The following is a 24,715-nucleotide window of genomic DNA, read 5'->3' on the forward strand; positions in this document are numbered from 1 at the left end:
ACCTGAGTCTTTGCGGGTTAACACAACGTTACTGTAGCTCACGTAGGGCTGGCTGAATGCGACGGTCAACGCCCTTGCTGGTGTAATTGAGGCAGAGGCGATAGATATGTCAATCCGGTTGGAGACCAAGGCAGGAATACGGTCAGGTGATGCTGTCTCTACTATCTCGGCATTGACCCCTAGGGCTTTTGCCATGTCTTTGCAATAAGCGACATCGTAACCATCAATCTCACCGTTGGCAGTCCGATAGCCGGCCGGAGGGAAATCCAGCTGCACCCCGCATTTCAGCGTTTTGGTGGACAAAATCCGATCAAGCGTCGCATCAGCGTAGCTTGCCCCGCTGTACACAGCCGATGCTGTCATCGCGATCAGTAGCGTACGTGCCGAAGCTTTTACGGTTATTTTCTTCATTGTGGCTTTCCTCATAACGCTTGTTGGAAGGTATTCCGCGCAAACCGTCACCGTCTCGTCTGGCGCGGTCGCTCTACCCCATCAACTGCATCAATGATGAAGGGTCAAGCGACAACACACAGGCGGAAAGTGTAAACGATTACGGTCTCAGCAGCATTCATGCCAAACTTTCGATGACCCGCTAATAGGGCGTAATCCCTCCCAACCAAGCAGTAATTTACAGTTTTCTACCACCGTTTATGCCCAATTAACGTGCGTATCGTGAGTGTAAACCCTCATTTCGCACCAAATAGGTGCATGCATTTTTATACTCATCAGAACTCTAGCTCGACCACTGAATTGGACCACTTTACTTCTCATATTGTAATCGTTTACAGTTCTGTCTGTCAGCTCTGCGAGGATTCCACATGGACAAGGCAGCGGCCTCTACGCCGTCATTTAATGAGCTCGTGAAAAAGAACCTTCACTATGTAGCTGAAGGCGAAGGTGAGCTATTAATCCTGATCTCCGGGTTAGGGGGGCAAGGCAATTTTTGGAGAAAGGTTTCATCCGAGTTCGCTGAAACGCACCGCGTTGTGACGTTTGATCATCCAGGTGTCGGGAAATCAACGAGCTTCGGTCCGCAATCCATCGGCAAAATCGTTGATACGGTGCTGGTTGTTGCAGACATGTACGGCGCAGATAGATTTACGTGTTTAGGACACTCCACAGGTGGCTTGGTAGCTCAAGCATTGGCACTGGACCATGCTGACCGTGTCAGAGAATTGATCCTCAGCAGTACCTGGGCGCAGCCTAATCACCGTTTCAGGCAGTTATTTGCGCTGCGTAGGCATTTGCTTGAAGTAAGCGGCGCTGATGCTTATAGGCTAATAGGACAGCTTTTCGCATATTCACCAGAATGGTTTGAGCAACATTTGGCTTCATCGCATAAGCCGGCTTGGTGCCAGGGGAACTTAGCGATTAATTTGCTACAGTCTGAGCGTATAGACATGTTGCTAAACTATCAGAGAGCTAGTGAGTTGCCTGGGCTATCACTACCAACTCTAATCATCGATGCTCCAGATGACTTGATAGTACCTCAATGCCACGCAGACGAACTTCAAAGACTAATACCCCAAGCTATCCGCCGTAGTTTATTGGGAGGCCACTTTACGCCTATTACTAACCCATGTGATTACTCCAAGCTCATCAAGGGATTCATAAATCGACATGATTAAGACCACTCCTAAACGCATAGCATTTATTGGGAACGGTGCTATTGGGCATCGAGTTTTCCATACTATAAAATATGAGCTGTCACCACGTTCAGAATTTGCTTTCTTGGTCCGCAACAATGAAAAGAATATAACCACCCAAGACAATTTAAGCATTTTCTCTAAAGCACAAGATCTACTGGACTGGCGTCCAGATTTGGTTATCGAATGTGCAGGCCATGACGCTGTGCAACTACTAGTGCCAACACTGCTTCGCAGTGGGATTGATGTTGTCATCGTTTCGGTCGGTGCGCTGGGGGACGCTAAACTTCGTTCGACCTTAGAGTCAGCGGCTGAAACAGGTGCTGCACGTATGATCGTCGTATCTGGAGCCATCGGAGGACTCGACGCCCTTCAATCAAGTCGTATGGCAGAATTAACCTCCGTCAAATATATAGGCCGTAAACCACCAGTAGCTTGGAGCGGAACTCCTGCTTCGGAAAAAATCAATTTGAATGCAGTAAAAGAACCTTTGATTATCTTTGAGGGTTCGGCATCAGAGGCCGCTATGCTCTATCCCAAGAACGCAAACGTTACCGCTGCTGTAGCGCTAGCTGGGGTTGGCTTCGACGATACCCAAGTCATCTTGATCGCAGACCCATCCGTAATAAAAAACGTGCATGAACTTCAAGTAGTTGGTGAGTTCGGCAGCTTTACTATCCATCTCGAAAATAACCCACTGCCTAGCAATCCCAAAACTTCTTGGCTCGCCGCTCTCAGCATCGAAGCGACCTTGAAAAAATACCTAAATCCACAGTTGATCTAGCCGAGACTTATTTTATGAGACTGAATGATAAAGTCACACTCATCACAGGTGCGGGTGCCGGCATTGGTGAAAGCACTGCCGAACTGTTCATAAAAGAGGGAGCCAAAGTCGTCGTTGCTGACCGCAACTTCGCAGCTGCAAGGGCTGTAGCCGAACGTCTTGGTAAAAATGCGTTCGCCGTTGGAGGCGATGTGAAGGTGGCGGAAGATGTTAAAGCGATGGTCTCAGCAACCTGTGAGCGCTTTGGCGGTCTGGACGTGCTTGTCAATAACGCTGGCTTTGGTTGCTTAGGTACTGTTGAGACGCTGGATGAAAACGCATGGGATGACGTGATCGATGTTAACCTCAAAGGGGTTTTCCTATGCTCGAAATATGCTATTCCTTACCTGCGTAAGAGCAAGCAGCCTGCGATTGTTAATATTGCGTCAACTATTTCGGTGGTGGGCATCAAAGACCGTGCAGCGTATGTTGCCGCTAAAGGGGGAGTCGCGGCGCTGACTCGGGCTATGGCGCTGGATCATGCTGCTGATGGTATTCGTATCAACAGCGTGGCACCTGGTGTAATCGAGTCTAGCTATTACGACAAAATTTTCGAACAGGTTCCAGATCGTGTAGCGTTTCGCGCTGGACTGGAAGCGCGTTCGCCGGTCAATCGTATGGGACAGCCCAGTGAGATCGCCTCAATGATCCTGTTCCTCGCTTCAGATGAGTCGTCGTTCGCCACAGGTGCAATGTTTACTGTGGATGGTGGTTACACCGCTTGGTAATTCGCGCTTTCGGGAGATAAAGCTATGGTTCACGAATTACGTCAATATACTCTTACTCCCCAAGGTTGGCATCAGTACCGAGAACTGTTTTGGACCATAAGCATGCCAATACGGGGAGATGAACACGGTCGCTTGTTGGGCTGCTGGGTCGAAGAAGCCGAGCAAATCTTCACGTTCTTCCATTTATGGGAATACGATTCACTGGACGAACGAACGAGTCTTCGTTCACAGCTTTCAAAGGATCCCCGATGGACAGATAATTTTTTGCCGCTCTCGAGATTGGTCGTTGATCGTCAGGATCTAAAATTCCTAAACCCACAATTTGATATACACACGGTCATAAGCGGCGATTCTGGTCAACCTGTGTATCTGCATGCATACGATTGTGTTCCCGGGTCAGCTATAGTCGTTACTGGTAAACTGGGGGAAAAATACGTTTGGACAACGGAATGTCCAGATCCCAATTTAGTTCTTTGCCTAAGCCATAAAAGCTTTATAGCGGAGATAGAAACACTGAAGTCAGCAGACGGCGTAAAATGCATCAAGTCTGTCAGCACACGAAAGCTATTCTCCGTCAAAGCTTAGCTATGGCTTGATCCTTAGATCTAAATTGGTCCTCCTAGCTGAGCAGTTATTTTATAGCGGATGGACCAACAGCCGGTAATCAATGGATTGCACTGGGTGAGAGGCCAAGGACGCCTTCTCACCTTCGCGGCCGCGTGATCTCGGGACTGTATTTTTTACGCTTGGACATCAACACCCCTTCGGCTCGATGTGAGCTTACTCGAAAGTGTCCGTGTTAGTGGGGTAGAAGCCTAAGTTCGGGCGTCTGTCCAAAGCCATCCAATAACGATGATATGCAGCGCACTGTTCGCGGCACGATCACCACCTCAATTGAGGCGGTGTCGGGTGACCTTTCCTGAAGAGACCTGGACTGAGGAAAACAATTCTCGTGCAAGATCGTCAACCGAGGCTGCAATCATTAAATCTAAGTCCGCTTTTTCGTCATGCAGTGCTAGATAACGCCGCCCCAGCGACTTTAGAGTAATCCGGTAGACGGACGCGAATTGACGATAACTTGACAGATCTGGACGCCATGCTCCCAGTGTTATGGTCAGTTGCATGCGGGTCAACGTGCCTAGTAAAGCGCCTGGCCTGTATGGCAGTCTTGCGACACACCTTGAGCACACGTAACGATGCGACCATGCCGCCTTGTTTTTTGGGGTAACTGTCCGAATACCAGCGAAGGCCGCGTGTGCGGCATTTCCAGCATCCCAGCCCAACTAAATCCTCACCTCGTAATCAATAAGTAAATCTTACAATCCGCGAGACGACTGGAACGCAAATTATTGTAATGTCGAGATTATCGACTAGCCAGAAACTGGAAGATTTATTTAAGATGACTCTTTCGCTATCATCCATTCGCACGTGTTTTTCAACTGCCTGGATACCTGATGCTGACTGCCCTGTTGTTTGACCTAGACGGCACCCTGACCGATACCGATACCCTGCATTTGCAGGCCTTCCGCCAGTTGCTGCGCGACTATGACGGTCGTGAACTGACCCAGGCCGAGTTCGATGCCCAGGTCAGCGGGCGCGCCAATGGCCAACTGTTTGCCGAGTTGTTCCCGAATGCCAGCCACCAGGAACGCGTGGCGCTGGCCGACCGCAAGGAAGCCTTGTTCCGCGAGCTGGCCCCTGCACTTGAACCCATGCCGGGCTTGCTGCGCCTGCTGGAGCACGCCCAAAGCCGCGGGATTGGCATGTGCGTGGTGACCAACGCGCCCCGGCTCAATGCCGAGCACATGCTGGCCGCCATGGGCCTGAACACGCGCTTCGAACAGGTGGTGGTCGCCGATGAACTGGAGCGACCCAAGCCAGACCCCTTACCCTACCTGACCGGGCTTCAGCGCCTGGGCGCCGTTGCCGGTGAGGCGCTGGCATTCGAAGATTCGTTACCCGGCGTAAAAGCTGCGAGCGCTGCCGGTATCGTTACCGTGGGCATCGCCACTACACAGATACCCGAGCGGTTGCAGGCTGCAGGGGCGAAGCTGGTGGTGGATGATTTCGATGATCCGAGGTTGTGGCGGTTGATCGAAGCGATGCAGGGTTGAATCGCCTATTGGCCATGGCTCCATTCGTCGCCATTGGGTTTCTGCTGTCGAATCCCCGCACGCTGGCTCGACCAACTGTTGAATCCCCAAGCGCGGAGTAACCGCCATGAGCAATTCGACAACAGGCCATGCAGTCGTCTCACGCAGTCAATGGCTAGCCGCCCGCCGCCAACTGTGGCTGCACGAAAAAGCGTTCACCCACCAACGCGACGAACTGGCAGCCGCTCGCCGCGCCCTGCCCTGGGTCAAGGTCGAGCAGCCTTACCGTTTCCACGGAGCGAGCGGCGAGCAGTCACTGAGCGACCTTTTCGCCGGGCGCAGCCAGCTGCTGGTCTACCACTTCATGTTTGCCGAGGGCTGGAGTGAGGGCTGCCCCGGCTGTTCCTTTCTCGCCGACCACTTCGACGGCGCCAACCTGCACCTGGCCCATCACGATGTTTCGCTGGTCGCCGTATCGCGCGCGCCTTACCCCGAGTTTCAGGCGTTCCGCCAACGCATGGGCTGGCGCTTCCCCTGGTACTCGTCACACGGCAGCGGCTTCAATGAGGACTTCGGTGTCAGCGTCGGCACCCAAGGTGAACGGCAGTACAACTACGAACCTTACAGCGGCAGCGAAAGCGAGCTGCCAGGGCTGAGCGCTTTCTACCGTGACCCGGACGGCACGGTCTACCACACCTACTCCACCTATGCCCGCGGGCTGGACATTCTGGTCAACACCTACAACTTCCTCGACATTGCGCCACTGGGGCGCAATGAGGCCGGGACCATGGACTGGGTGCGGCATCACGATCGGTACGAGGGGCATACCGGGAAGCCGCACTGCTGCCACGACGCGTGATGGTCAGCCCCTCACCCCGAGCATCCCCCGCTCGACGATGAAGTCGATCACCGCCTGCAGGCCTTCGCCCTTCTTCAGGTTGCTGAACGTCCATGGGCGCTCCGGGCGCATGCGCTGAGTGTCGCGCGCCATGACCTCCAGCGAGGCACCAACATAGGGCGCCAGGTCAGTCTTGTTGATCACCAGGAAATCCGATTTGGTGATGCCAGGGCCGCCCTTGCGCGGGATCTTCTCACCTTCGGCCACGTCGATCACGTAAATGGTCAGATCGGCCAGCTCGGGGCTGAACGTGGCGCTGAGGTTGTCACCGCCGCTCTCCACGAAGATCACTTCCAGGTTGCCGAACTTGCGCGCCAGGGCTTCGACGGCAGCCAGGTTCATCGAGGCATCCTCACGGATGGCCGTGTGCGGGCAACCGCCGGTTTCGACGCCAACGATGCGCTCGGGCTCCAGGGCGCCGGCCTCCGTCAGGATGCGCTGGTCTTCCTTGGTGTAGATGTCATTGGTGACCACGGCAATCTGGTAGTGATCGCGCATGGCCTTGCACAGGCATTCGAGCAGCGCAGTCTTGCCAGAGCCGACCGGGCCGCCGACACCGACGCGCAGGGGTTGCTGATAGCTTTGCATGTAGGCAGTCCTCAGGAACGGAACAAACGGGTGTATTGGGTTTCGTGACGCGATGAAGCAATGGCCAGCAACGGCAGGCCGCCACCGAGCTGCTCATCACCCAGGGCCAGGGCCTGGTCGAGCACATCGGGCAAGGCCGCGCCCAGGTCGCGCAACAGGGTTTGCGCCGCCTGCTGACCAAACGGCACCAGCTTGACCCCGGCCATCACCGCGCCTTCAAGCCAGGCGAAAGCATGCCCAAGGGCAAGCTGGCGCAGCGGGATCGACCAGTGCACGGCAAGCCATGCCAGGCCACCCAACTGGCTGAGCTCCAGGCTGGCACGCCAGGCCGGCGCCTGGCCCAACTGCCAGCCGTCGAGCAGCCGCGCCAGGGCTGCGCCACGCTGTTGCTCTTCAAGGCGCAACTCGGCGGTTTCCCGGTTGGCCAATAGAAAGCGGCTCCACCGACCAAAGGCGTCGGCATCGTCAGCCTCGCAGGCGTGGTACAGGCGCGCCAGGACCGGCCAGTCCAGATAACAGAGGGTGTCGTGCAGCTGTTCATGCTGCCAGGCACTAAAGCTGGCCGTGTCACGCACCCAGCCAGCCTCCACGGCCCATTCCAGGCCTTGTGAGTAGGTAAAGCCACCCACCGGCAGGCCGGGGCTGGCCAACTGCAGCAGGCGCAGCAGTGCCAGGTCGCTGCTCATCAACCGGCCAGCACCAGCGCGGCGCCGGCCAGCATGCCGCCACCGAAGGCTTTCTGCAGGCCGCTGTGGCGGCGCAGCAGGCAACCGAGGGCAAAGCCTGCTACCAGCAGCAGGCCGCTGACGGTGACGAAGCCAGCGCTGAACACCCAGAACGCACTCGGGGTCGCTTCCACGCCGTGAGCCCAGCCATGGAACAGGGCGAACACTGGCATGGCCAGCGCCAGCAGCAACTGCCGGCTGGGCAGCAGCACCGCGACGGCAGCCACCAGCACGGAGGCGGCGATCATCGTTTCCATACCCAGCACATCACCAAACAGGTGGCCACACACAGCACCTGCGAACATCGACGCCAGGGTCGCCAGTGGCAGGGTCAGGTTGCGCCGGGTCAAGGCCGCCAGCACCCCGGTGCCCAGCAGCATCAGGAGGTGGTCCAGGCCCGTCAACGGGTGCAACAAGCCATCGTGCAGCGGGTTGCTGTCATGGCCAGGGTGGGCGAAGGCTGGCAATGCGATCATCAGCAGCACAAGGGCGAAAGTCTTTTTCATGGTTGGCTCCTTTGGGGCAGGTCAGGCTGGCAGGCGCACGAACGGATGGTCGTGGCCGTGGTTGTGGCTGTGCGGCGCGCTCTGATAGGCGCCGGCTTCCGGTTCGAACGGTGCCTGTTCGGCTTCCACCGTCAGGCCCAGGCCGCGCAGCATGTCGTCGAGGACATGGTCGTGCTGATAGCGCAGCAGGCCGGGTTCGATCTGCAGGGGCACGTGGCGATTACCCAGGTGGTAGGCAGCGCGAGCCAGCAGGTGCGGGTCGCTGCAGCGCACCGTCGACACCGCTTCGGGTGCAGCGAGCACACGCACCACCTGGCTGCCACTGGCATCGGCGAGCAGCTCGCCGCCGCGCAGCAGGTGGCCGCGCTCGAGCATCAGGCCGGCCTCGCGGCCGTCGTCGAGGGCCACGCGCAGGCGGCTCTTGATGCGGCTGTCGACGCTCAGGGTGACAGTGCCGGTGACCGTGTCGGCTTCATCGATTCGCCGAGTCAGAACAATCATCTTCGCTCCTTCAGAACAGGAAATAACGCTGGGCCAGCGGCAGTTCGTGGGCCGGCTCGCACACCAGCAGCTCGCCGTCGGCACGCACCTGGTAAGTTTGCGAGTCGACTTCGATCACCGGTTGCAGCGTGTTGTGGACCATGTCGGCCTTACGCACCTGGCGGCAGCCGTGGGCCACGCCGATCAGGCTCTGTAGCCCCAGTTGCTGTGCCAGCCCTTGGTCCATGGCGGCCTGGGGCAGGAAGGTCATGCGCGTGGCATGGCGGGCCGCCCCGAGGGCGCCGAACATCGGCCGGTAGTGCACCGGCTGCGGGGTCGGGATCGAGCCGTTGATATCGCCCATGGGGGCGGTGGCGATCATCCCGCCCTTGATGACCAGGGCAGGCTTGACCGCGAAGAAGGCCGGCGACCACAGCACCATATCCGCCAGTTTGCCCACTTCGATCGAGCCCACTTCATGGGCAATGCCATGGGTGAGCGCCGGGTTGAGGGTGTACTTGGCGATGTAGCGTTTGACCCGGAAGTTGTCGCTGTAGCTGCTATCTGGCGTCAAAGGGCCGCGGCGCAGCTTCATTTGGTGCGCCACCTGCCAGGTCCGCAACACCACTTCGCCGACCCGGCCCATGGCCTGGGAATCGGACGAGGTCATGGCAAAGGCGCCCATATCGTGCAGGATGTCTTCGGCGGCGATGGTTTCACGGCGAATACGCGACTCGGCAAAGGCCACGTCTTCGGCGATGCTTGGGTCCAGGTGGTGGCAGACCATCAACATGTCGAGGTGCTCATCGACGGTGTTGACCGTGTACGGCAGGGTCGGGTTGGTCGAGGACGGCAGCACATTGGCTTGCCCCGCCGCACGGATGATGTCCGGCGCGTGGCCACCGCCGGCGCCTTCGGTATGGAAGGTATGGATGGTGCGATCGCCGATGGCGGCCAAAGTATCTTCAATGCAGCCGGATTCATTGAGGGTGTCGGTGTGGATGGCCACCTGAATGTCCATTTCCTCGGCAACACCCAGGCAGCAGTCGATGGCGGCCGGCGTCGAACCCCAGTCCTCGTGCAGCTTCAGGCCCACCGCACCGGCGGTGATCTGCTCGCGCAGGGCTTCAGGTTGCGAGGCATTGCCTTTGCCCAGCAGGCCGATATTGATGGGCAGGCAATCGGCGGCCTGGAGCATGCGTGCCAGGTACCAGGGCCCCGGGGTGCAGGTGGTGGCATTGGTGCCGGTGGCCGGCCCGGTGCCACCACCAATGAAGGTCGTCACGCCACTGGTCAGCGCCTCTTCCACCTGTTGCGGGCAGATGAAGTGGATGTGCGAGTCAATGCCGCCTGCGGTAACGATCTTGCCTTCGGCCGCGATCACTTCGGTGCCAGGGCCGACCGGCACGGTCACGCCGGGTTGCACGTCCGGGTTGCCAGCCTTGCCGATTGCCGCGATACGCCCGTGCTTGACGCCGATATCAGCCTTGACGATACCCCAGTGGTCGATGATCAGGGCATTGGTCAACACCAGGTCCATGGCCTGCGCGGCGAGCATCTGGCCTTGCCCCATACCGTCGCGGATGACCTTGCCACCGCCGAACTTGACCTCTTCACCGTAGACCGTGAAGTCTTTCTCCACTTCCACCCACAGCGCCGTATCGGCCAGCCGTACACGGTCACCTACGGTGGGCCCGAACATGTCGGCGTAGGCCTGGCGCGAGAGACGGCTCATGCCCTGCCCTCCAATGCGCCCATCACCTTGCCCTGGAAGCCGTAGACCTCTCGCTTGCCGGCATAGGCCACCAGTTGCACAGTGCGTGATTGGCCCGGTTCGAAGCGCACCGCGGTGCCAGCCGGGATGTCGAGGCGAAAGCCGCGGGTAAGCTCGCGGTCGAACATCAGTGCGTCGTTTACCTCGTAGAAGTGGTAATGCGAGCCGACCTGCACCGGGCGGTCGCCATGGTTGGCCACGCTGACGCTGACTGTTTCGCGGCCGACGTTGAGTTCGATGTCGCCGGCGGCAACCTGAATTTCACCTGGGATCATGCTGGGCTCCTGCGCCAGGTCAGACGATGGGGTCATGCACGGTCACCAACTTGGTGCCGTCGGGAAAGGTTGCCTCGACCTGCACGTCATGGAGCATCTCGGCGACACCGTCCATGACCTGCTCGCGGCTGATGACCTCGCGGCCAAGGCTCATCAACTCGGCCACCGTGCGGCCATCGCGGGCCCCTTCAAGCACCGCGGCGCTGATCAGCGCCACCGCCTCCGGGTAGTTGAGCCGTAGGCCACGGGCCAGGCGCCGTTCCGCCAGCAGCGCAGCGGTAAACAGCAGCAGTTTGTCTTTCTCTCTTGGGGTCAGCTCCATGGCGCTCTCTCAGGTGGCCCAGATGCGCGGCGGGCACGCCGGCAGGCCGAGAACGGCCGGCCGCAGCACGTGCCAGAGGCGCTGCAGGGTGTGTTGCAGGTGTTGGTTGTCGTGGTCGAGCAGGCGGATTACCAGCAGCGAGCCGAGCAAGGTCGCGCCAGCAGGGGTGCCATGTTCCTCAAGCAGGTGCCTGGCTTGTTCCAGTACGGTCTGGTCTGCTGGCGTCGCGCAGAACGTAGCCACCAGCGGATAGCCCCCCAGCTTGTCGAGCTGGCCGCCGCAGATACGCAAACGTTCGTGCAGGCCAGGGTCGTCGGGCAGCTCGATGCACAAGCGGCTGTCCACAGCGCCAAGCTCGAAGCGCTCTGCCATCACCGGCCGCCCCAGGCACAGGGTTTCCCAGGCCAGCAGGCGTGCACCGGGCGCGAGGGTGAAACGGCTGTCGAGGCTGGCACGGGCACCGGAGAAGAAGATACTGTCCTGGGGCAACCACTCCAGCGTACTGCCCGCTTGCAGATGAAAGCGTTGGGTCAGCCATGCCGTGGGGCCGATGCTGCGGTAGAACTTGCTCGCACCGGGCATGGTCAGCAACGCATGGCTACCGGGTTCGAGGTGGATGTCCAGATCCAGCCGGTCACCGGCAACGATGCCGCCTGGCGGGTGCAGCACATAGACGTGGCACGGTGCCCCTTCGGGATAGAACGGGCGCTGCACCAAAAGAGGTCCGTAATGGCGGCGCGCACCAAGGCGGGTCACACCCTGGCGTTCGACGAAGCGCAACTGCAGGTGGGCGCTCCAGCCTTGGTCCGGTTGCGGTGAATCGATCTGCTCCGCGAGCGACATCCTGCGGCCCCTGATATCCGTGGCCTGACGGCCGTTATAAGGGTCGGGGCAACACGCCGGTGCGCGGTTGGCCTGACCACTCGATCAAATTCGAATGCTGGGGATATAGCAGGTAGCGGGCCAACTACGCAGGTGAAGGTAAATGAAATCTCTGATCGTCGGCGCTGGCATAGGGCACGCCATGGCCTGATGCCCGGTAATGGGGTTGGGGCTTGGCCCTGTTTCAGTGCTGCGGTACAGTCCTGCATCGATAACGGCCAAGGATCTGCCATGCCCCTCGCCCCCGCCATCCCGGTCCTGCGTATCTTTTCGGTCGACAAGGCCAAGGCGTTCTACCTCGACTTTCTCGGTTTCACCCTGGACTGGGAGCACCGCTTCAGCCCAGACCTTCCGCTGTATGCGCAAATTCACCGCGACGGCCTGATCCTGCACCTGAGCGAACACCACGGCGACGCCTGCCCCGGCTCGACCGTGTTTGCCCGCACCGATGCGTTGCGGGCGCTGGAGCGCGAGCTACAGGACAAACAGTACGGCTACGCCCGCCCGCAGGCCGAGCGCGTCGACTGGGGACTGCAGATGCAAATCCACGACCCGTTCGGCAACCTGCTGCGCTTCTGCCAGCAGACTGATGGCGAGGCCGCACAATGAAAGCCTTGGGCAAGCGCGAGCTGGCACGCCTTGAGCGGGAATTGATCGCCTGCCTGACCGACGCCTGCGAAACGGCCAAGGCGCAAATCGTCGGTTTCACCTGGCTGACGCACCGCCTGGACCCAGACGAGTTCCCCGCCAGCCTGCGTATCACCTGGGTATTCGAGCGCGAGGCGGACAAGGCTGCCGCTGTGGCGGGAGCAGCGAAAGTGCGCATGCTCAAGTTGACCTGCCAAGCGCTTGACGAGGCGGGTGTGAAGCTGGATCACCCCGCCTGGCATGTGCGCTTCGACAGTGAAGAGGCCTGCGCACGCAGCCATGCTGGCGATTGGAACAGGCGGCTGGAGGCCAGCCGCAACAGCGTTCGATCCCCTGGCCGCTGAAAACCCACCTATAGCCACCTACCGTCCGCACCAATTCGTGACTGGCCGTTCCCGATCTGCGACGGATGTATTATCGTGGCGTGGTGCGCATATAACAGCAGCCCGAGCGATCGGGCACTTGCAAGACAATCGAGGGTGTCATGAGTAACGAAAGCATTAACTGGGACAAGCTGGGTTTCGACTACATCAAGACCGACAAGCGCTACCTGTCCGTATGGCGCAATGGTGAGTGGGACAAAGGCACCCTGACCGAAGACAATGTGCTGCACATCAGTGAAGGCTCAACCGCCCTGCACTATGGCCAGCAGTGCTTCGAAGGCCTCAAGGCCTACCGTTGCAAAGACGGCTCGATCAACCTGTTCCGTCCCGACCAGAATGCCGCGCGCATGCAGCGCAGCTGTGCGCGCCTGCTGATGCCCCACGTGCCGACCGACGTGTTCATCGAGGCCTGCAAGCAAGTGGTCAAGGCCAACGAGAAGTTCGTGCCGCCACACGGTAAAGGTGCCCTGTACCTGCGCCCATTCGTAATCGGTACCGGCGACAACATCGGCGTGCGCACCGCCCCTGAGTTCATCTTCTCGGTGTTCGCCATCCCGGTTGGCTCGTACTTCAAAGGCGGCATGAAGCCGCACAACTTCCAGATTTCCAGCTTCGACCGTGCGGCCCCACAAGGCACTGGCGCGGCCAAGGTCGGTGGCAACTATGCCGCCAGCCTGCAGCCAGGCGCTGAAGCCAAGAAGGCCAACTTCGCCGATGCCATCTACCTCGATCCGCTGACCCACACCAAGATCGAGGAAGTCGGTTCGGCCAACTTCTTCGGCATTACCGCCAACAACGAATTCGTCACCCCTAAATCGGCTTCGGTACTGCCAGGCATCACCCGCCTTTCGCTGATGGAACTGGCGTCCTCGCGCCTGGGCCTGACCGTGATCGAAGGCGATGTCGAAATCAACAAGCTCGACCGCTTCATCGAAGCCGGCGCCTGCGGCACCGCTGCAGTGATCACCCCGATCGGTGGCATCGAGTACAACGGCAAGCTGCACGTGTTCCACGACCTGGAAAAGGTCGGCCCGGTCACCCAGAAGCTCTACAACGAGCTGACCGGCATCCAGAGCGGTGACGTCGAAGCGCCAGCCGGCTGGATCGTCAAGGTCGCCTGAGACACTGCGCTACGTTGAACGACGGGGTGTGCCAGCGCTTGGCATGCCCCGTTTTTTTTGGCCGAATGTGCCGGCGATGGCGCCGCTGCAGGCAAGCGCGGCCAGATGAATTTTTCTTAAATCGCCGTTTGGCTATTCTTTGGCACAATCAAGTCTCCTTTAGACGCCCAGGAACCAGCATGCCACGCGTACTGACCATCGAAGACGACGCCGTTACCGGCCAGGAAATCGTCGCCGAACTCACCAGCCACGGGCTGCAAGTGGATTGGGCCGACAATGGCCGTGAAGGCCTGGCCAAAGCCATCGCCGGCGGCTACGACCTGATCACCCTGGACCGTATGTTGCCTGAGGTCGATGGCCTGACGATCGTCACGACCCTGCGCAACCTGAAGATTGCCACACCTATCCTGATGATCAGCGCGCTATCCGACGTCGATGAGCGCGTACGCGGGCTGCGGGCCGGTGGCGACGACTACCTGACCAAGCCTTTCGCCTCCGACGAGATGGCCGCACGGGTTGAAGTGTTGCTGCGACGCAACAGCGTGCCGATGACCCAGACCCGCCTGCAGGTCGCCGACCTGCAACTGGACCTGATCAGCCACGAAGCGCGCCGCGGCGAGCAGACACTCAACCTGCTGCCCACCGAATACAAGCTGCTCGAGTACCTGATGCGCCACAGCGGCCAGGTGATCACACGGATGATGATCTTCGAGGAAGTGTGGGGCTACCACTTCGACCCCGGCACCAACCTGATCGACGTGCACATCGGCCGCCTGCGCAAGAAGATCGATTCCCCCGGGCAGTCGCCGCTGATCCGTACCGTACGGGGCTCCGGCTATGCCATTGCTGAACCCGTCTAAGGGCTGGAGTTCGTCGACCAGTCGCCTGCTGGCACTGTACAGCTTCCTCTTCGTGGCCTGGAGCAGCATCCTCATGGGGGTGCTGTATTTCGAGGTGACCAGCTACCTCAACAAGCTTACTCGCCACTCCATGTTGCAGCGCCAGCACCTGTTCGCGCACATGAGCGGCAAGCAGCTGGACGATGCCCTGATCGCCAGCCAGGCCTTCGAGGAACGCGCCTTCGATGCCTACGGCCTGTTCGACGCCCAGCTCAACCCACTCGGCGGGCGTATCCGGGCCGTTCCGCCGGAACTGGGCCTGGACGGCAAGGTGCATGAGCTCAAACGCTGCCTGGACGCCGACGACCCGCACATGCCACGTGACAGCTGCGATGCCGTGGCGATCAAGGTGCAGGATGGCCGCTGGCTGGTCCTGTTCCGGGACAATGGGTCGCTGTTCGTGGTCACGCGCATCATTCTGCACGCGCTGTTATGGGGCATCTCGCTGACCCTGATACCGGGTTTCGCCGGCTGGTACTTGTTGCGCCGCCGGCCTTTAAAGCGCATTCGCGCCATCCAGGCACAGGCCGAACTGATCGTTGCCGGCGACCTCACCCACCGCCTGCCGCTATCGGCCCGGCGCGACGAACTGGACATGCTGGCGGCTATCGTCAACGCCATGCTCGACCGTATCGAACGGCTGATGCACGAGGTCAAGGGCGTGTGCGACAACATCGCCCATGACCTGCGTACACCACTGACCCGCTTGCGCGCGCAGCTCTACCGCATTCGCCAACAGAGCGAGTTCGACTCACCACAAGCTGAGGCGCTGGACCAGGCGATTGGTGAGACTGATACCTTGATGGCCCGTTTCCGCGGCCTGTTGCGCATCAGTGAGCTGGAGGACCGCCAACGTCGAGCCGGCTTCGTTGAGCTAGACCCGCACGACCTGCTGGTGGAGCTGCACGACTTCTACCTGCCGCTGGCCGAGGATGGCGGTATTCGCCTGTACCTGCAGCAACCAGGGCAGTTGACCGCCCTGCACGGTGACCGCGAATTGCTGTTCGAGGCGCTGGCCAATTTGGTCGGCAATGCCATCAAGTTCACGCCGGAAGGCGGCCGGGTAGCCATTACGGCCACACAGGATGAACTGGGCGTTCATATCGCCATCGAGGACAGCGGGCCAGGCATTCCGGAAGAAGAGCGCACCGCTGTGTTGAAGCGGTTCTATCGCAGTGAGGAGGGCCACCGCCATCCAGGGTTCGGGCTGGGGCTTTCGATCGTTGCGGCGATCGTTGACCTGCATGGCTTCGGGCTTGAGGTAGGGGAAAGCGAATTAGGCGGCGCCAAATTGGTCTTGCATTGCCACTTGGCGGCACTGGCTAAATAACATTTGGGGCTGCGCTGGCAGCCCCAAATGCTCGATCAGTCGGCCAAACGCCAGGTCGTCCCGCCCTTGCCGTCTTCCAGTACCACACCCATGGCGGTCAGCTGGTCACGGATACGGTCGGATTCGGCCCAGTTCTTGTCAGCCCGCGCCTGCAGGCGCGCCTGGATCAAGGCTTCGACTTCAGCCGCGTCGACTTTGCCTTCGGCGCCGGCGCGCAGGAAGTCATCGGCCTCCAGTTGCAGCACACCCAGCACATCCCCCAGCTCGCGCAGGCGGCCAGCCAGACCGGCAGCGGCCTCGACATCGCCGTCGCGCAGGCGGTTGATCTCGCGCACCAGGTCGAACAACACGGCACAGGCTTCCGGGGTGCCGAAATCGTCGTTCATCGCCACGCTGAAGCGCTCGACAAATTCCTCACCGCCCTTGGCCGCCACCCGCGGCAAGCCGCGCAGTGCGTGGTAGAAGCGCTCCAGAGCACCCTTGGCATCACGCAGGCTGTCTTCGGAGTAGTTGATGGCGCTGCGGTAGTGGCTGGCCACCAGCAGGTAGCGCACCACCTCGGGGTGATACTTGTCGAGCACATCACGGATGGTGAAGAAGTTGTTCAACGACTTCGACATCTTCTCGCCATTGATACGGATCATGCCGCAGTGCATCCAGGCGTTGGCGTACTGCTTGCCTGTGGCGGCCTCGCTCTGGGCGATCTCGTTCTCGTGGTGCGGGAACTCCAGATCGCTGCCGCCCCCGTGGATGTCGAAGCTCTCGCCCAGGCAGCAGGTGGACATGACCGAGCACTCGATGTGCCAGCCCGGACGGCCCGGGCCCCACGGCGAATCCCAGTACGGCTCGCCCGGCTTGACGCCTTTCCACAGGACGAAGTCGAGCGGGTCCTGTTTGGCCTCGTCAACTTCGATGCGGGCACCAATGCGCAGGTCTTCAATCTTCTTGCGCGACAGCTTGCCGTAGCCGACGAACTTGCCAACCCGGTAGTACACGTCACCGTTGCCCGGCGCGTAGGCATAGCCTTTGTCGATCAGGGTCTGGATCATCGCGTGCATGCCGGCGATATGGTCGGTGGCTCGCGGTTCCTGGTCAGGCTTGAGGATGTTCAGGCGGCGTTCGTCCTCGTGCATCGCGTCGATCATGCGGGCTGTCAACGCGTCGAACGACTCACCGTTCTCGTTGGCCCGGTTGATGATCTTGTCGTCGATGTCGGTGATGTTGCGCACGTAGGTCAAGTCGTAGCCGCTCTTGCGCAGCCAACGGGTGACCAGGTCGAACGCCACCATGCTGCGGCCGTGGCCCAGGTGGCAGTAGTCGTACACGGTCATGCCGCACACGTACATGCGCACCTTGTTGCCATCGAGCGGCTTGAAGACTTCCTTGGTTTTGCTCAGCGTGTTGTAGATGGTAAGCACGGCGATTCCTTAGCTGCCCCAGGAGTCACGCAGGGTGACGGTGCGGTTGAACACCGGGCGGCCCGGCTGGCTGTCCTTGAGGTCGGCGCAGAAGTAGCCTTCCCGCTCGAACTGGAAGCGGTCTTCTGGCTGCGCCTGGCCCAGCGACGGCTCGGCGCGGCAACCGGTGAGCACCTGCAGCGAATCGGGGTTGATGTTGTCCAGGAAGCTGCCGCCCTCCTCGGTCTTTTCCGGGTTCGGCGAACGGAACAGGCGGTCGTACAGGCGCACTTCGCACTCGACGCTGCCTTCGGCCGGCACCCAGTGAATCACGCCCTTGACCTTGCGGCCCTCAGGGTTTTTGCCCAGGGTGTCCGGGTCGTACGAGCAGCGCAGTTCGACGATGTTGCCGTCGGCGTCCTTGATGGCCTCGTCGGCGCGGATCACGTAGCTGCCGCGCAAGCGCACTTCACCGGCCGGCTCAAGGCGCTTGTAGCCTTTAGGCGGCACTTCCATGAAGTCGTCACGGTCGATGTACAACTCACGGGCAAACGGCAGGACGCGTACACCCATGTCTTCTTTCGGGTGGCGCGGCAGTTCGAGCTGCTCGACCTGGCCTTGCGGATAGTTGGTAATGACCACTTTCAGCGGGCGCAGCACGCACATGGCGCGCGGTGCGCTGCGGTCCAGGTCGTCACGGATGCTGAACTCGAGCATCGACATGTCGACTACGCCATCGGAACGGTTGGTACCGACCATCTCGCAGAAGTTACGGATCGACGCCGGGGTGTAGCCACGGCGGCGGAAGCCCGACAGGGTCGACATGCGCGGGTCGTCCCAGGCACTGACGTGCTTTTCGTCCACCAGCTGCTTGAGCTTGCGCTTGGAGGTGATGGTGTAGTTCAGGTTCAGACGGCTGAACTCGTACTGGCGCGGGTGCGCCGGCACGGGCAGGTTGTCGAGGAACCAGTCGTACAACGGGCGATGGCCTTCGAACTCCAGGGTGCAGATCGAGTGGGTGATGCCTTCGATGGCATCGGACTGACCGTGGGTAAAATCGTAGTTCGGATAGATGCACCACTTGTCACCGGTCTGGTGGTGATGGGCATGGCGAATACGGTACAGGATCGGGTCGCGCAGGTTCATGTTGGGCGAGGCCATGTCGATTTTGGCGCGCAGTACGCGCTCGCCGTCCTTGAACTCACCCGCCTTCATACGCGCGAACAGGTCCAGGTTCTCTTCGACGCTACGGTCGCGGAACGGGCTGTTCTTGCCAGGCTGGGTCAGGCTGCCGCGGTATTCCTTGGCTTGATCAGGGGTCAGGTCGCAGACATAAGCCTTGCCACGCTTGATCAGTTCAACGGCCCAGTCGTGCAGCTGGTCGAAGTAGTCCGAGGCAAAGCGCACCTCGCCGGCCCAGTCGAAGCCCAGCCATTTGACGTCGGCCTGGATGGCGTCGATGAATTCCTGGTCTTCCTTGGCCGGGTTGGTGTCGTCGAAGCGCAGATGACAGACGCCGCCGAACTCCTTGGCCAGGCCAAAGTTGACGCAGATCGACTTGGCATGGCCGATGTGCAGGTAGCCGTTAGGCTCCGGCGGGAAACGGGTGACGATGCTGCTGTGCTTGCCCGAGTCCAGGTCGGCCTGGATGATCGGCCGCAGGAAGTTCGCAGGGACAGCGGGGGCGCCTTTGGCAGCGGCGTTGGGCGCGTTGTCGGCAGTGGGCTTGCTCATAGGATCCTTGAATGCACGTGTCCGGCCTGGGTAGGCCGATTGAATCAAAGGGCCTATCATAGCCGAAGCAGTCAAGCTGCTGACAGCCGGACACCGACAAACTGGCGCGTTTTATCGCGATCCGTGCAAAATGGCCGCTGCGCGCCATGTGCCGCGGTCGCCCGATCCTGCGTCAGGTGATTACACGCGCCCTGCGCAGCCTATTTCCGAATGCCTTGAAAGAGCGAATTTCAGCATGTCCAAAGTCAAACTGAGCACCAATCACGGCGATATCGTCCTGCAATTGAACGCCGAAAAAGCGCCACAAACTGTTAAGAACTTCGTTGAATACGTCAAAGACGGTCATTTCAATAACACCGTGTTCCACCGCGTGATCAAGGGCTTCATGATCCAGGGCGGCGGCTTCGAGCCGGGCATGAGCCAGAAGAAGACCCGCGCCAGCATCCAGAACGAAGCCGACAACGGCCTGAAGAACACCAAGTACAGCATTGCCATGGCCCGCACCATGGAGCCGCACTCGGCGTCCGCACAGTTCTTCATCAACGCCTCCGACAACGACTTCCTCAACCACAGCGGCAAGAACGTCCAGGGTTGGGGCTACGCGGTATTCGGCGAAGTGACCGAAGGCCGTGAAGTGGTCGACGCCATCGAGAAGGTCGCCACCGGTTCCAAGGCTGGCCACCAGGACGTCCCGAAAGACGACGTGATCATCGAGAAAGCCGAGATCATTGAGTGATACTGCTGATCTCCGATCTGCACCTGCAAGAAGAACGCCCGGACATTACCCGGGCGTTTCTTGATCTGCTCGACGGCCGCGCGCGTCATGCCACGGCACTGTACATCCTGGGCGACTTCTTCGAAGCCTGGATCGGCGACGATGCCATGACACCCTTTCAGCAGTCGATCTGCCAGGCCTTGCGCCAGCTGAGCGACAGCGGCACGGCGGTGTATTTGATGCACGGCAACCGTGATTTCCTGATTGGCCAGGACTTCTGCAAGGCCGCCGGCTGCACCCTGCTGGCCGACCCGAGCGTGGTCACCCTGGGCGGCGAACGAGTGTTGCTGATGCACGGTGACACCCTGTGCACCCGCGATGTCGCCTACCTGAAAATGCGCCGTTACCTGCGTAATCCAGTGAGCCTTTGGATTTTGCGGCACCTGCCGCTTTCCACCCGACAGAAACTGGCGCGCAAGCTGCGCAGCGAGAGCCGCGCCCAGGTGCGCATGAAGGCGACGGAAATTGTCGACGTCACGCCGGAGGAGGTGCCAAAGGTGATGGCGGCGCACGGAGTGAAAACGCTGGTGCATGGCCACACCCATCGGCCGGCGATCCACAAGCTGGTGGTCAATGGCGAACCGGCCCGGCGCATCGTGCTGGGGGACTGGGACCGTCGCGGCTGGACCCTGCAGGTGGATCCGCAAGGCTTCCAGCTTGAGCCGTTCGAGTTTTCCTGAAGGGGATCGCTTGGCCATACCGGCCCTCCAGACTCGCCTTCTGAAAGTTGACGCTGTGGGAGCGGGCTTGCCCCGCGAACACGCGAAGCCGGTGCCAACCACCGCGTCGCCTGTGTTCGCGGGGCAAGCCCGCTCCCACCTCAACCCTGTTCAGGCTTGCGCGTTATCGGCGATAGGGCCGAGACAGGCGCTCAACTCAGGGCCGAATTGCCACGGCCCCCTTGTCCTGCTCGCTGATCACATACTGCCGATACTCAGGGTCCGCCTTGATCTGTGCCTCGGTGAACGGAATCGGCGCCAACTGCTTGGCTGAAAACGCCCGGGTCTGGTCACTCGAATGGGCCGAAGCGGCCTCGCTTGACTGCGAGAATGCCAATAGCCCGCGCGCCTGTGGCCCCTGCTCGGTGAAGCTGACCAGTTGCAAGTAGCTGGTACCGCTGACCACCAGACGTTTGCCCGGCCCGTGCGGCACGCTGAAGATGGCGTTGTATACCCCCAGTTCCTGCGGGCCGCCTGGCACCGGCGTGCCATCGAGCGCCTGTTGCACTTGCCCCCATTGACTGCCCTCGTCAACACCGTCCTGCGCCACTTGCTGCAATGAAGCCAGTGCCGCCTCGTGCAGCAGCTTGCGTACCGCCGCCTGCTCTACCGCCAGCCCGCGGGGGGTGTGCTGCGGGTCAGCCGGGTCAAACGCCACACGCCAACTGTCCGGGTGCTCGGCCAGGGCGTCGACCATGTTCTGGAAATGCACCAGGCCGATGCCACTGTTCAGGTCAGCCTTGCCGTTCCAGGCCGACAGGCTCGCGCACAGGGCCTGCACATCGGTTTGGGCACCTTTGCACCACTGGCGAAGGTCCGGCAGCACCAGGCGGGCCAGGTAGACCTCGTCATCCAGCACCATGTTCTGCAAATCATCGACGCCAACCTTGGCCTTGCCTTGCAGCCGCTCCAGCGCGAAGCGGCCCCGCATGCCCAATGGCTGGTCATTGCGGCTGACCAGGGGCGAATAGCCCGTCAAGGGCTGCGCCGGGTTGACCATCCAGGCTGGGTCGTTGGAGTTTTGCACGAAGTCGCTGCGCTCAAGGCTCGGCAGCAGGTGCGCAGGAAAGATGCCAGGCTGCGCCGCCTGCGCATCGACCTTCCAGTGGCAGGCGCTGCGCGAACCATCCAACACCACCAGGGGCTCTGGCGCGGCCGGGTTGCCGCATTGGTTCAACAGCGGCTGGTCCACGTAGGGCACCACCGACTGGTTCAGGTACAGCGCCCGGCCATCGGCATCGACGGCCAGGGTATTGACCCAGGGTATGCCTTGCAGTTGTCCGATCGAACCCTTGAGGGCATCCAGGCTGTCGGCCTGGTTGATGCGGTACCACTGCTGCAGCACACGGGTATTGTCCAGGTTGGCGTCGCGCAGGCTGTAGGCAACGGTATTGTCCCAGTCCAGCCGGCCTGGCCACTGTACGATGGGCCCGAAATTCGAGCTGTAGACCTGACGCGTTAGCTGGCTCAACGTACCGTCGTCAGCCTTGACCGTAACGCTTACGGTCTGCCGGGCCAGCGGTAACGACTGGCCATCGAGCAGATAGCGGGTTGGGTCCTTGGGGTCCAGTTGCAGGCGGTAGAGGGTGAAGTGCTTGGAGGTATCGACTGTGTGGGTCCAGGCCAGGTGCCGGTTGAAACCGATGTTCACCACCGGCAGGCCGGGCAGCGCCGCGCCCATCACATCCATTTGGCCAGGAATGGTCAACTGCATCTGGTAGAAACGCATCCCGCCCATCCACGGGAAATGCGGGTTGGCCAGCAGCAGACCGCGACCATTGGCCGAGCGTTGCGCGCCAATTGCGACCGCGTTGCTGCCCCGCTGCGATGCGAAGCGTTGCTGCTGGGCCAAGGCGGCGCCAAAGCCGGGCAGCGGGTGCTGGCTCGCCAACTGCGGCGGCTGCGCTGCCGCCAGCGCCTCGGCAAACTGGCCAATACCGCCCTCGGCCAGCAGCCGACGGGTCAGCTTTACCAGATCCAGGCTGGTGATCGGCCGCAGCCATTGGCCATCCCCGCACTCTGCCGGCAGCCCTTGGCTGCGGCGCTCGGCCAGGGCACGGTTGAACCCGCTGGCATAGCCCTCGAGCAAGTCGCGCACGGGGGCTGGCTGGGCCTGAAGGAAGCCGCTCACCGCAGTCGGTGTGTTGAGCCAGGTGAAGAACAGGTCGCTGGCCAGGTTGTCGCGCTGCTCAAGGGTCTGAGCCTGGGCACCAAAATACCGGGAGCGTTCACCGTTGACCGTCAGCACCTCATTGGCGAGCAGGCACAGGTTGTCCTGGGCGTAGGCATAACCGATACCGTAACCCAGACCACGCTCATCCTTGGCCACGATGTGCGGCACCCCGAAGCTGGTGCGACGAATCTGCGCGCTGGCATCAGCAGAGCTTTCCCGCGCTTGCGCGGCAATGCTGGCAGCAACCAGCGCAGCCGCTACCCCAGCGCAGGTCAAAGGACGCGAAATTGAGAACACAGGCACTCCTCGGATTCAGGGTTCATTCCCGATCAGACGAATGGCTGAATGAAAATTTTACGCGCGCTGACAAGTAGAACCGTCTTTATGAGAGCGGTGAACAATCTTTTTTACGCAAAGGCTGCAGATTTGCCGTTCTCATTCGTCCTAGTAAGTGAGGCACCCACGTTTCGGGACAGTCCACGAAAAGGAGCATTCACATGTACAACCCGCAACCCTCGTTGCAGACCGGGCGCGCCCCGGCCAAGGCGGCCAATGGGCAGGACGCCTGCGGGGAAGAACGTGTCGGCAACGAGCAGATTCGTGAGCTGCTGCGCAGCTATGGCCTGCGCACCAGCCTGATCCGCCTGAAGGTGATCGACGCCCTGCACAGCGCCGACCGTACCGGTCGCAGCATTGGCGTGCGTGGCGTCCACGCGCAGCTGGAGCAACTGGACATACCACTGTCGTTTCTCAGTGTGCGCGAGGTACTCAAGCGGCTCTGCGCAGAAGGCGTCATCAGCCTGGGCAGCGACAAATGCTACAGCCTCAACCCGCAAGCGCGCGCTGTGCTGGAGCAGCCCTGCCCGCGCTGAACGCATGGCCGGCCAGCTGGCCGGCCAACAAGGTCAGGGTTTGACCTTGCGTCGCAGAATGCCGTTGATCACTACAACCACCACCGCAATGGCAATGGCCAGCATCTGGAAGGTCTGCTCACTGATCGTGCCCTGCTTCTGCAGATGGGACAGGCCCAGCATAAGGCCCAGCACCACCAGGATGATCAGAAGTGAATATTTGAGGCGCTGCACATGTGTCATCGAAGGTTCCTTGCTACATCAGGGGCAAATGGCTGGCAAAAAGCCGCGGCAATGATACAACGCCCATGGGTTTCGGCGCTGCATTTCCTGCTTAGCGTGGCGCATCAGGCCTGAAAGCATTGGGGGTTCCTACCGCCCATGCTGGAGGCACCATGCTCAAACACGCCCTGCTCTTTCTGTTATGCCTGCCCTTGGGTCCCGTCCACGCCCTGGATACCCGGCAGATACCGTCGGAGCAACTCTTGAACCTGGGCAGCGACCTGGCCACTCATGCCGGCGCCAGCCAGTGGCAACAGTTATGGCAACGAACCCGCGCAGCCGGCCACCTGCACCACAACCCCCGGCACGCGCATTTCACGGTCGCGCAACCGCGACTGCCGAAGCTGGCTTACGAAACCTTGGCCCAGGCTGATCAGGTCGAAGCCCGGGGCAAAACACTCGCACTGTATCGCCGCCGTTTCCCGGGCCTGGTCATCGGTATGTCCGATGAGCGCTCCCTAAGCGCACTGTGCCTGATGGTCGACTGGCGCACCCTCCCCCAAAACATGGCCAACTCAGCCCGCGCCTACCTCGGTAGCGCAAGCTTGATGATCAGCTATCCGTGCGACTAAGGGTACAGGCACCCAGATACCTGATGGAAAAGCGACCTTATGAGAAATCAGGGCCTGCAGGGCATGCCTGAAGCGATGTCCTACATCCGGT

At 60.6% G+C, this 24,715-nt stretch carries 28 protein-coding genes and 1 pseudogene; 15 read left to right on the top strand and 14 right to left on the bottom strand.

Features of this window, described 5'->3' with window-relative positions:
* On the bottom strand, positions 1-411 hold a 411-nt coding region (locus tag APH34_RS24295; RefSeq protein WP_156358122.1), incomplete at its 3' end, for a transporter substrate-binding domain-containing protein.
* A gap of 407 nt (positions 412-818) precedes the next feature.
* Between APH34_RS24295 and APH34_RS28945 the strand changes: the two genes are divergently transcribed.
* Genes APH34_RS28945 through APH34_RS30440 form a run of 4 tightly spaced genes read left to right on the top strand, consistent with a single transcriptional unit; the run spans position 819 to position 3,782 of the window.
* Entirely contained in the window at positions 819-1,628 is an 810-nt protein-coding gene (locus APH34_RS28945) for an alpha/beta fold hydrolase (RefSeq protein WP_082422877.1), read from the top strand.
* Entirely contained in the window at positions 1,621-2,430 is an 810-nt protein-coding gene (locus tag APH34_RS28950) for an aspartate dehydrogenase (RefSeq protein ID WP_082422878.1), read from the top strand. The genes APH34_RS28945 and APH34_RS28950 overlap by 8 nt, the downstream gene beginning before the upstream one ends.
* A gap of 14 nt (positions 2,431-2,444) precedes the next feature.
* Complete coding sequence (locus APH34_RS24300) at positions 2,445-3,197, top strand: SDR family oxidoreductase (RefSeq protein WP_054903291.1); 753 nt, start codon at positions 2,445-2,447, stop codon at positions 3,195-3,197.
* Positions 3,198-3,221: 24 nt separating this feature from the next.
* Positions 3,222-3,782: an NIPSNAP family protein gene (locus APH34_RS30440; protein WP_082422879.1), complete on the top strand. Its 561-nt coding sequence runs from the start codon at positions 3,222-3,224 to the stop codon at positions 3,780-3,782.
* 233 nt (positions 3,783-4,015) lie between these two features.
* Here the strand turns inward: APH34_RS30440 and APH34_RS28960 are convergent.
* Positions 4,016-4,471 (bottom strand): annotated as a pseudogene (locus APH34_RS28960) (IS110 family transposase); the annotation flags it as partial.
* 180 nt (positions 4,472-4,651) lie between these two features.
* Between APH34_RS28960 and APH34_RS24305 the strand changes: the two are divergent.
* Both APH34_RS24305 and APH34_RS24310 read left to right on the top strand, forming a co-directional pair.
* Entirely contained in the window at positions 4,652-5,311 is a 660-nt protein-coding gene (locus tag APH34_RS24305) for an HAD family phosphatase (RefSeq protein ID WP_054903292.1), read from the top strand.
* 106 nt (positions 5,312-5,417) lie between these two features.
* Positions 5,418-6,149: a thioredoxin family protein gene (locus APH34_RS24310; protein WP_054903293.1), complete on the top strand. Its 732-nt coding sequence runs from the start codon at positions 5,418-5,420 to the stop codon at positions 6,147-6,149.
* A 3-nt stretch (positions 6,150-6,152) separates the two neighbouring features.
* Here APH34_RS24310 and ureG read toward each other — a convergent pair whose 3' ends face one another.
* From ureG to APH34_RS24350, 8 genes are read right to left on the bottom strand one after another with little or no spacing between them, the layout of a single operon-like run.
* Positions 6,153-6,776 (bottom strand): urease accessory protein UreG, encoded by a 624-nt coding sequence (gene ureG, locus APH34_RS24315; RefSeq protein WP_054903294.1) that lies wholly within the window; start codon positions 6,774-6,776, stop codon positions 6,153-6,155.
* 11 nt (positions 6,777-6,787) lie between these two features.
* Positions 6,788-7,462, bottom strand: coding sequence for an urease accessory protein UreF (locus APH34_RS24320; protein ID WP_054903295.1), 675 nt, complete (start codon positions 7,460-7,462; stop codon positions 6,788-6,790).
* Positions 7,462-8,007 (bottom strand): HupE/UreJ family protein, encoded by a 546-nt coding sequence (locus tag APH34_RS24325; RefSeq protein ID WP_054903296.1) that lies wholly within the window; start codon positions 8,005-8,007, stop codon positions 7,462-7,464. Before APH34_RS24325 ends, APH34_RS24320 begins: the two co-directional genes overlap by 1 nt.
* Positions 8,008-8,028: 21 nt before the next feature.
* Positions 8,029-8,508, bottom strand: coding sequence for an urease accessory protein UreE (ureE, locus tag APH34_RS24330; RefSeq protein ID WP_054903297.1), 480 nt, complete (start codon positions 8,506-8,508; stop codon positions 8,029-8,031).
* Positions 8,509-8,518: 10 nt separating this feature from the next.
* Positions 8,519-10,222, bottom strand: a complete 1,704-nt coding sequence (gene ureC, locus APH34_RS24335; protein ID WP_054903298.1) for an urease subunit alpha — start codon at positions 10,220-10,222, stop codon at positions 8,519-8,521.
* Positions 10,219-10,536, bottom strand: coding sequence for an urease subunit beta (locus tag APH34_RS24340; protein WP_054903299.1), 318 nt, complete (start codon positions 10,534-10,536; stop codon positions 10,219-10,221). Before APH34_RS24340 ends, ureC begins: the two co-directional genes overlap by 4 nt.
* A 19-nt stretch (positions 10,537-10,555) precedes the next feature.
* Positions 10,556-10,858 (bottom strand): urease subunit gamma, encoded by a 303-nt coding sequence (locus APH34_RS24345; protein WP_054903300.1) that lies wholly within the window; start codon positions 10,856-10,858, stop codon positions 10,556-10,558.
* Positions 10,859-10,867: 9 nt separating this feature from the next.
* A complete protein-coding gene (locus tag APH34_RS24350) occupies positions 10,868-11,701 on the bottom strand; it encodes an urease accessory protein UreD (RefSeq protein WP_054903301.1) in 834 nt (277 codons plus the stop codon).
* A 270-nt stretch (positions 11,702-11,971) separates the two neighbouring features.
* Between APH34_RS24350 and APH34_RS24355 the strand changes: the two genes are divergently transcribed.
* From APH34_RS24355 to APH34_RS24375, 5 genes are all read left to right on the top strand, one after another.
* On the top strand, positions 11,972-12,349 hold the full coding sequence (locus APH34_RS24355; protein ID WP_054903302.1) for a glyoxalase superfamily protein: 378 nt from the start codon (positions 11,972-11,974) through the stop codon (positions 12,347-12,349).
* Positions 12,346-12,732: a hypothetical protein gene (locus tag APH34_RS24360; RefSeq protein WP_054903303.1), complete on the top strand. Its 387-nt coding sequence runs from the start codon at positions 12,346-12,348 to the stop codon at positions 12,730-12,732. The genes APH34_RS24355 and APH34_RS24360 overlap by 4 nt, the downstream gene beginning before the upstream one ends.
* 140 nt (positions 12,733-12,872) lie before the next feature.
* Positions 12,873-13,892: a branched-chain amino acid aminotransferase gene (locus APH34_RS24365; RefSeq protein ID WP_054903304.1), complete on the top strand. Its 1,020-nt coding sequence runs from the start codon at positions 12,873-12,875 to the stop codon at positions 13,890-13,892.
* Between the two features lie 179 nt (positions 13,893-14,071).
* Positions 14,072-14,752, top strand: a complete 681-nt coding sequence (locus APH34_RS24370) for a response regulator transcription factor (protein ID WP_054903334.1) — start codon at positions 14,072-14,074, stop codon at positions 14,750-14,752.
* Positions 14,730-16,121 carry a HAMP domain-containing sensor histidine kinase gene (locus tag APH34_RS24375; RefSeq protein ID WP_054903305.1) on the top strand — a complete coding sequence of 464 codons (1,392 nt, stop codon included), beginning with the start codon at positions 14,730-14,732 and terminating at the stop codon, positions 16,119-16,121. The genes APH34_RS24370 and APH34_RS24375 overlap by 23 nt, the downstream gene beginning before the upstream one ends.
* A gap of 35 nt (positions 16,122-16,156) precedes the next feature.
* On the opposite strand, the gene cysS is transcribed toward APH34_RS24375, so the two are convergent.
* Complete coding sequence (gene cysS / locus APH34_RS24380; protein ID WP_054903306.1) at positions 16,157-17,539, bottom strand: cysteine--tRNA ligase; 1,383 nt, start codon at positions 17,537-17,539, stop codon at positions 16,157-16,159.
* A gap of 9 nt (positions 17,540-17,548) precedes the next feature.
* A complete protein-coding gene (locus APH34_RS24385; RefSeq protein ID WP_054903307.1) occupies positions 17,549-19,252 on the bottom strand; it encodes a glutamine--tRNA ligase/YqeY domain fusion protein in 1,704 nt (567 codons plus the stop codon).
* Positions 19,253-19,487: 235 nt separating this feature from the next.
* Here APH34_RS24385 and APH34_RS24390 point away from each other — a divergent pair, with 235 nt between their 5' ends.
* Both APH34_RS24390 and APH34_RS24395 read left to right on the top strand, forming a co-directional pair.
* Complete coding sequence (locus APH34_RS24390) at positions 19,488-19,988, top strand: peptidylprolyl isomerase (protein WP_054903308.1); 501 nt, start codon at positions 19,488-19,490, stop codon at positions 19,986-19,988.
* Positions 19,985-20,707, top strand: coding sequence for a UDP-2,3-diacylglucosamine diphosphatase (locus APH34_RS24395; protein ID WP_054903309.1), 723 nt, complete (start codon positions 19,985-19,987; stop codon positions 20,705-20,707). The genes APH34_RS24390 and APH34_RS24395 overlap by 4 nt, the downstream gene beginning before the upstream one ends.
* 196 nt (positions 20,708-20,903) lie before the next feature.
* Here APH34_RS24395 and APH34_RS24400 read toward each other — a convergent pair whose 3' ends face one another.
* Complete coding sequence (locus tag APH34_RS24400; RefSeq protein ID WP_054903310.1) at positions 20,904-23,216, bottom strand: acylase; 2,313 nt, start codon at positions 23,214-23,216, stop codon at positions 20,904-20,906.
* 200 nt (positions 23,217-23,416) lie between these two features.
* Between APH34_RS24400 and APH34_RS24405 the strand changes: the two genes are divergently transcribed.
* Positions 23,417-23,791 carry a hypothetical protein gene (locus tag APH34_RS24405; protein ID WP_054903311.1) on the top strand — a complete coding sequence of 125 codons (375 nt, stop codon included), beginning with the start codon at positions 23,417-23,419 and terminating at the stop codon, positions 23,789-23,791.
* Between the two features lie 33 nt (positions 23,792-23,824).
* On the opposite strand, the gene APH34_RS24410 is transcribed toward APH34_RS24405, so the two are convergent.
* Positions 23,825-24,013 carry a hypothetical protein gene (locus APH34_RS24410; protein WP_003248064.1) on the bottom strand — a complete coding sequence of 63 codons (189 nt, stop codon included), beginning with the start codon at positions 24,011-24,013 and terminating at the stop codon, positions 23,825-23,827.
* Positions 24,014-24,165: 152 nt separating this feature from the next.
* Here APH34_RS24410 and APH34_RS24415 point away from each other — a divergent pair, with 152 nt between their 5' ends.
* Positions 24,166-24,624, top strand: coding sequence for a hypothetical protein (locus APH34_RS24415; RefSeq protein ID WP_054903312.1), 459 nt, complete (start codon positions 24,166-24,168; stop codon positions 24,622-24,624).
* Positions 24,625-24,715: the final 91 nt, after the last annotated feature.

It is taken from the genome of Pseudomonas sp. NBRC 111131 (genome assembly GCF_001320525.1).
GTDB classification, from domain to species: domain Bacteria; phylum Pseudomonadota; class Gammaproteobacteria; order Pseudomonadales; family Pseudomonadaceae; genus Aquipseudomonas; species Aquipseudomonas ceruminis.

Excerpts from the sequence above, each read along its gene's own strand:
- APH34_RS28945 (WP_082422877.1), top strand. The coding sequence starts at position 819 with ATGGACAAGGCAGCGGCCTCTACGCCGTCATTTAATGAGCTCGTGAAA.
- APH34_RS28950 (WP_082422878.1), top strand. The coding sequence starts at position 1,621 with ATGATTAAGACCACTCCTAAACGCATAGCATTTATTGGGAACGGTGCT.
- APH34_RS24300 (WP_054903291.1), top strand. The coding sequence starts at position 2,445 with ATGAGACTGAATGATAAAGTCACACTCATCACAGGTGCGGGTGCCGGC.
- APH34_RS30440 (WP_082422879.1), top strand. The coding sequence starts at position 3,222 with ATGGTTCACGAATTACGTCAATATACTCTTACTCCCCAAGGTTGGCAT.
- APH34_RS24305 (WP_054903292.1), top strand. The coding sequence starts at position 4,652 with ATGCTGACTGCCCTGTTGTTTGACCTAGACGGCACCCTGACCGATACC.
- APH34_RS24310 (WP_054903293.1), top strand. The coding sequence starts at position 5,418 with ATGAGCAATTCGACAACAGGCCATGCAGTCGTCTCACGCAGTCAATGG.
- ureG (WP_054903294.1), bottom strand. The coding sequence starts at position 6,776 with ATGCAAAGCTATCAGCAACCCCTGCGCGTCGGTGTCGGCGGCCCGGTC.
- APH34_RS24320 (WP_054903295.1), bottom strand. The coding sequence starts at position 7,462 with ATGAGCAGCGACCTGGCACTGCTGCGCCTGCTGCAGTTGGCCAGCCCC.
- APH34_RS24325 (WP_054903296.1), bottom strand. The coding sequence starts at position 8,007 with ATGAAAAAGACTTTCGCCCTTGTGCTGCTGATGATCGCATTGCCAGCC.
- ureE (WP_054903297.1), bottom strand. The coding sequence starts at position 8,508 with ATGATTGTTCTGACTCGGCGAATCGATGAAGCCGACACGGTCACCGGC.
- ureC (WP_054903298.1), bottom strand. The coding sequence starts at position 10,222 with ATGAGCCGTCTCTCGCGCCAGGCCTACGCCGACATGTTCGGGCCCACC.
- APH34_RS24340 (WP_054903299.1), bottom strand. The coding sequence starts at position 10,536 with ATGATCCCAGGTGAAATTCAGGTTGCCGCCGGCGACATCGAACTCAAC.
- APH34_RS24345 (WP_054903300.1), bottom strand. The coding sequence starts at position 10,858 with ATGGAGCTGACCCCAAGAGAGAAAGACAAACTGCTGCTGTTTACCGCT.
- APH34_RS24350 (WP_054903301.1), bottom strand. The coding sequence starts at position 11,701 with ATGTCGCTCGCGGAGCAGATCGATTCACCGCAACCGGACCAAGGCTGG.
- APH34_RS24355 (WP_054903302.1), top strand. The coding sequence starts at position 11,972 with ATGCCCCTCGCCCCCGCCATCCCGGTCCTGCGTATCTTTTCGGTCGAC.
- APH34_RS24360 (WP_054903303.1), top strand. The coding sequence starts at position 12,346 with ATGAAAGCCTTGGGCAAGCGCGAGCTGGCACGCCTTGAGCGGGAATTG.
- APH34_RS24365 (WP_054903304.1), top strand. The coding sequence starts at position 12,873 with ATGAGTAACGAAAGCATTAACTGGGACAAGCTGGGTTTCGACTACATC.
- APH34_RS24370 (WP_054903334.1), top strand. The coding sequence starts at position 14,072 with ATGCCACGCGTACTGACCATCGAAGACGACGCCGTTACCGGCCAGGAA.
- APH34_RS24375 (WP_054903305.1), top strand. The coding sequence starts at position 14,730 with ATGCCATTGCTGAACCCGTCTAAGGGCTGGAGTTCGTCGACCAGTCGC.
- APH34_RS24385 (WP_054903307.1), bottom strand. The coding sequence starts at position 19,252 with ATGAGCAAGCCCACTGCCGACAACGCGCCCAACGCCGCTGCCAAAGGC.
- APH34_RS24390 (WP_054903308.1), top strand. The coding sequence starts at position 19,488 with ATGTCCAAAGTCAAACTGAGCACCAATCACGGCGATATCGTCCTGCAA.
- APH34_RS24405 (WP_054903311.1), top strand. The coding sequence starts at position 23,417 with ATGTACAACCCGCAACCCTCGTTGCAGACCGGGCGCGCCCCGGCCAAG.
- APH34_RS24410 (WP_003248064.1), bottom strand. The coding sequence starts at position 24,013 with ATGACACATGTGCAGCGCCTCAAATATTCACTTCTGATCATCCTGGTG.
- APH34_RS24415 (WP_054903312.1), top strand. The coding sequence starts at position 24,166 with ATGCTCAAACACGCCCTGCTCTTTCTGTTATGCCTGCCCTTGGGTCCC.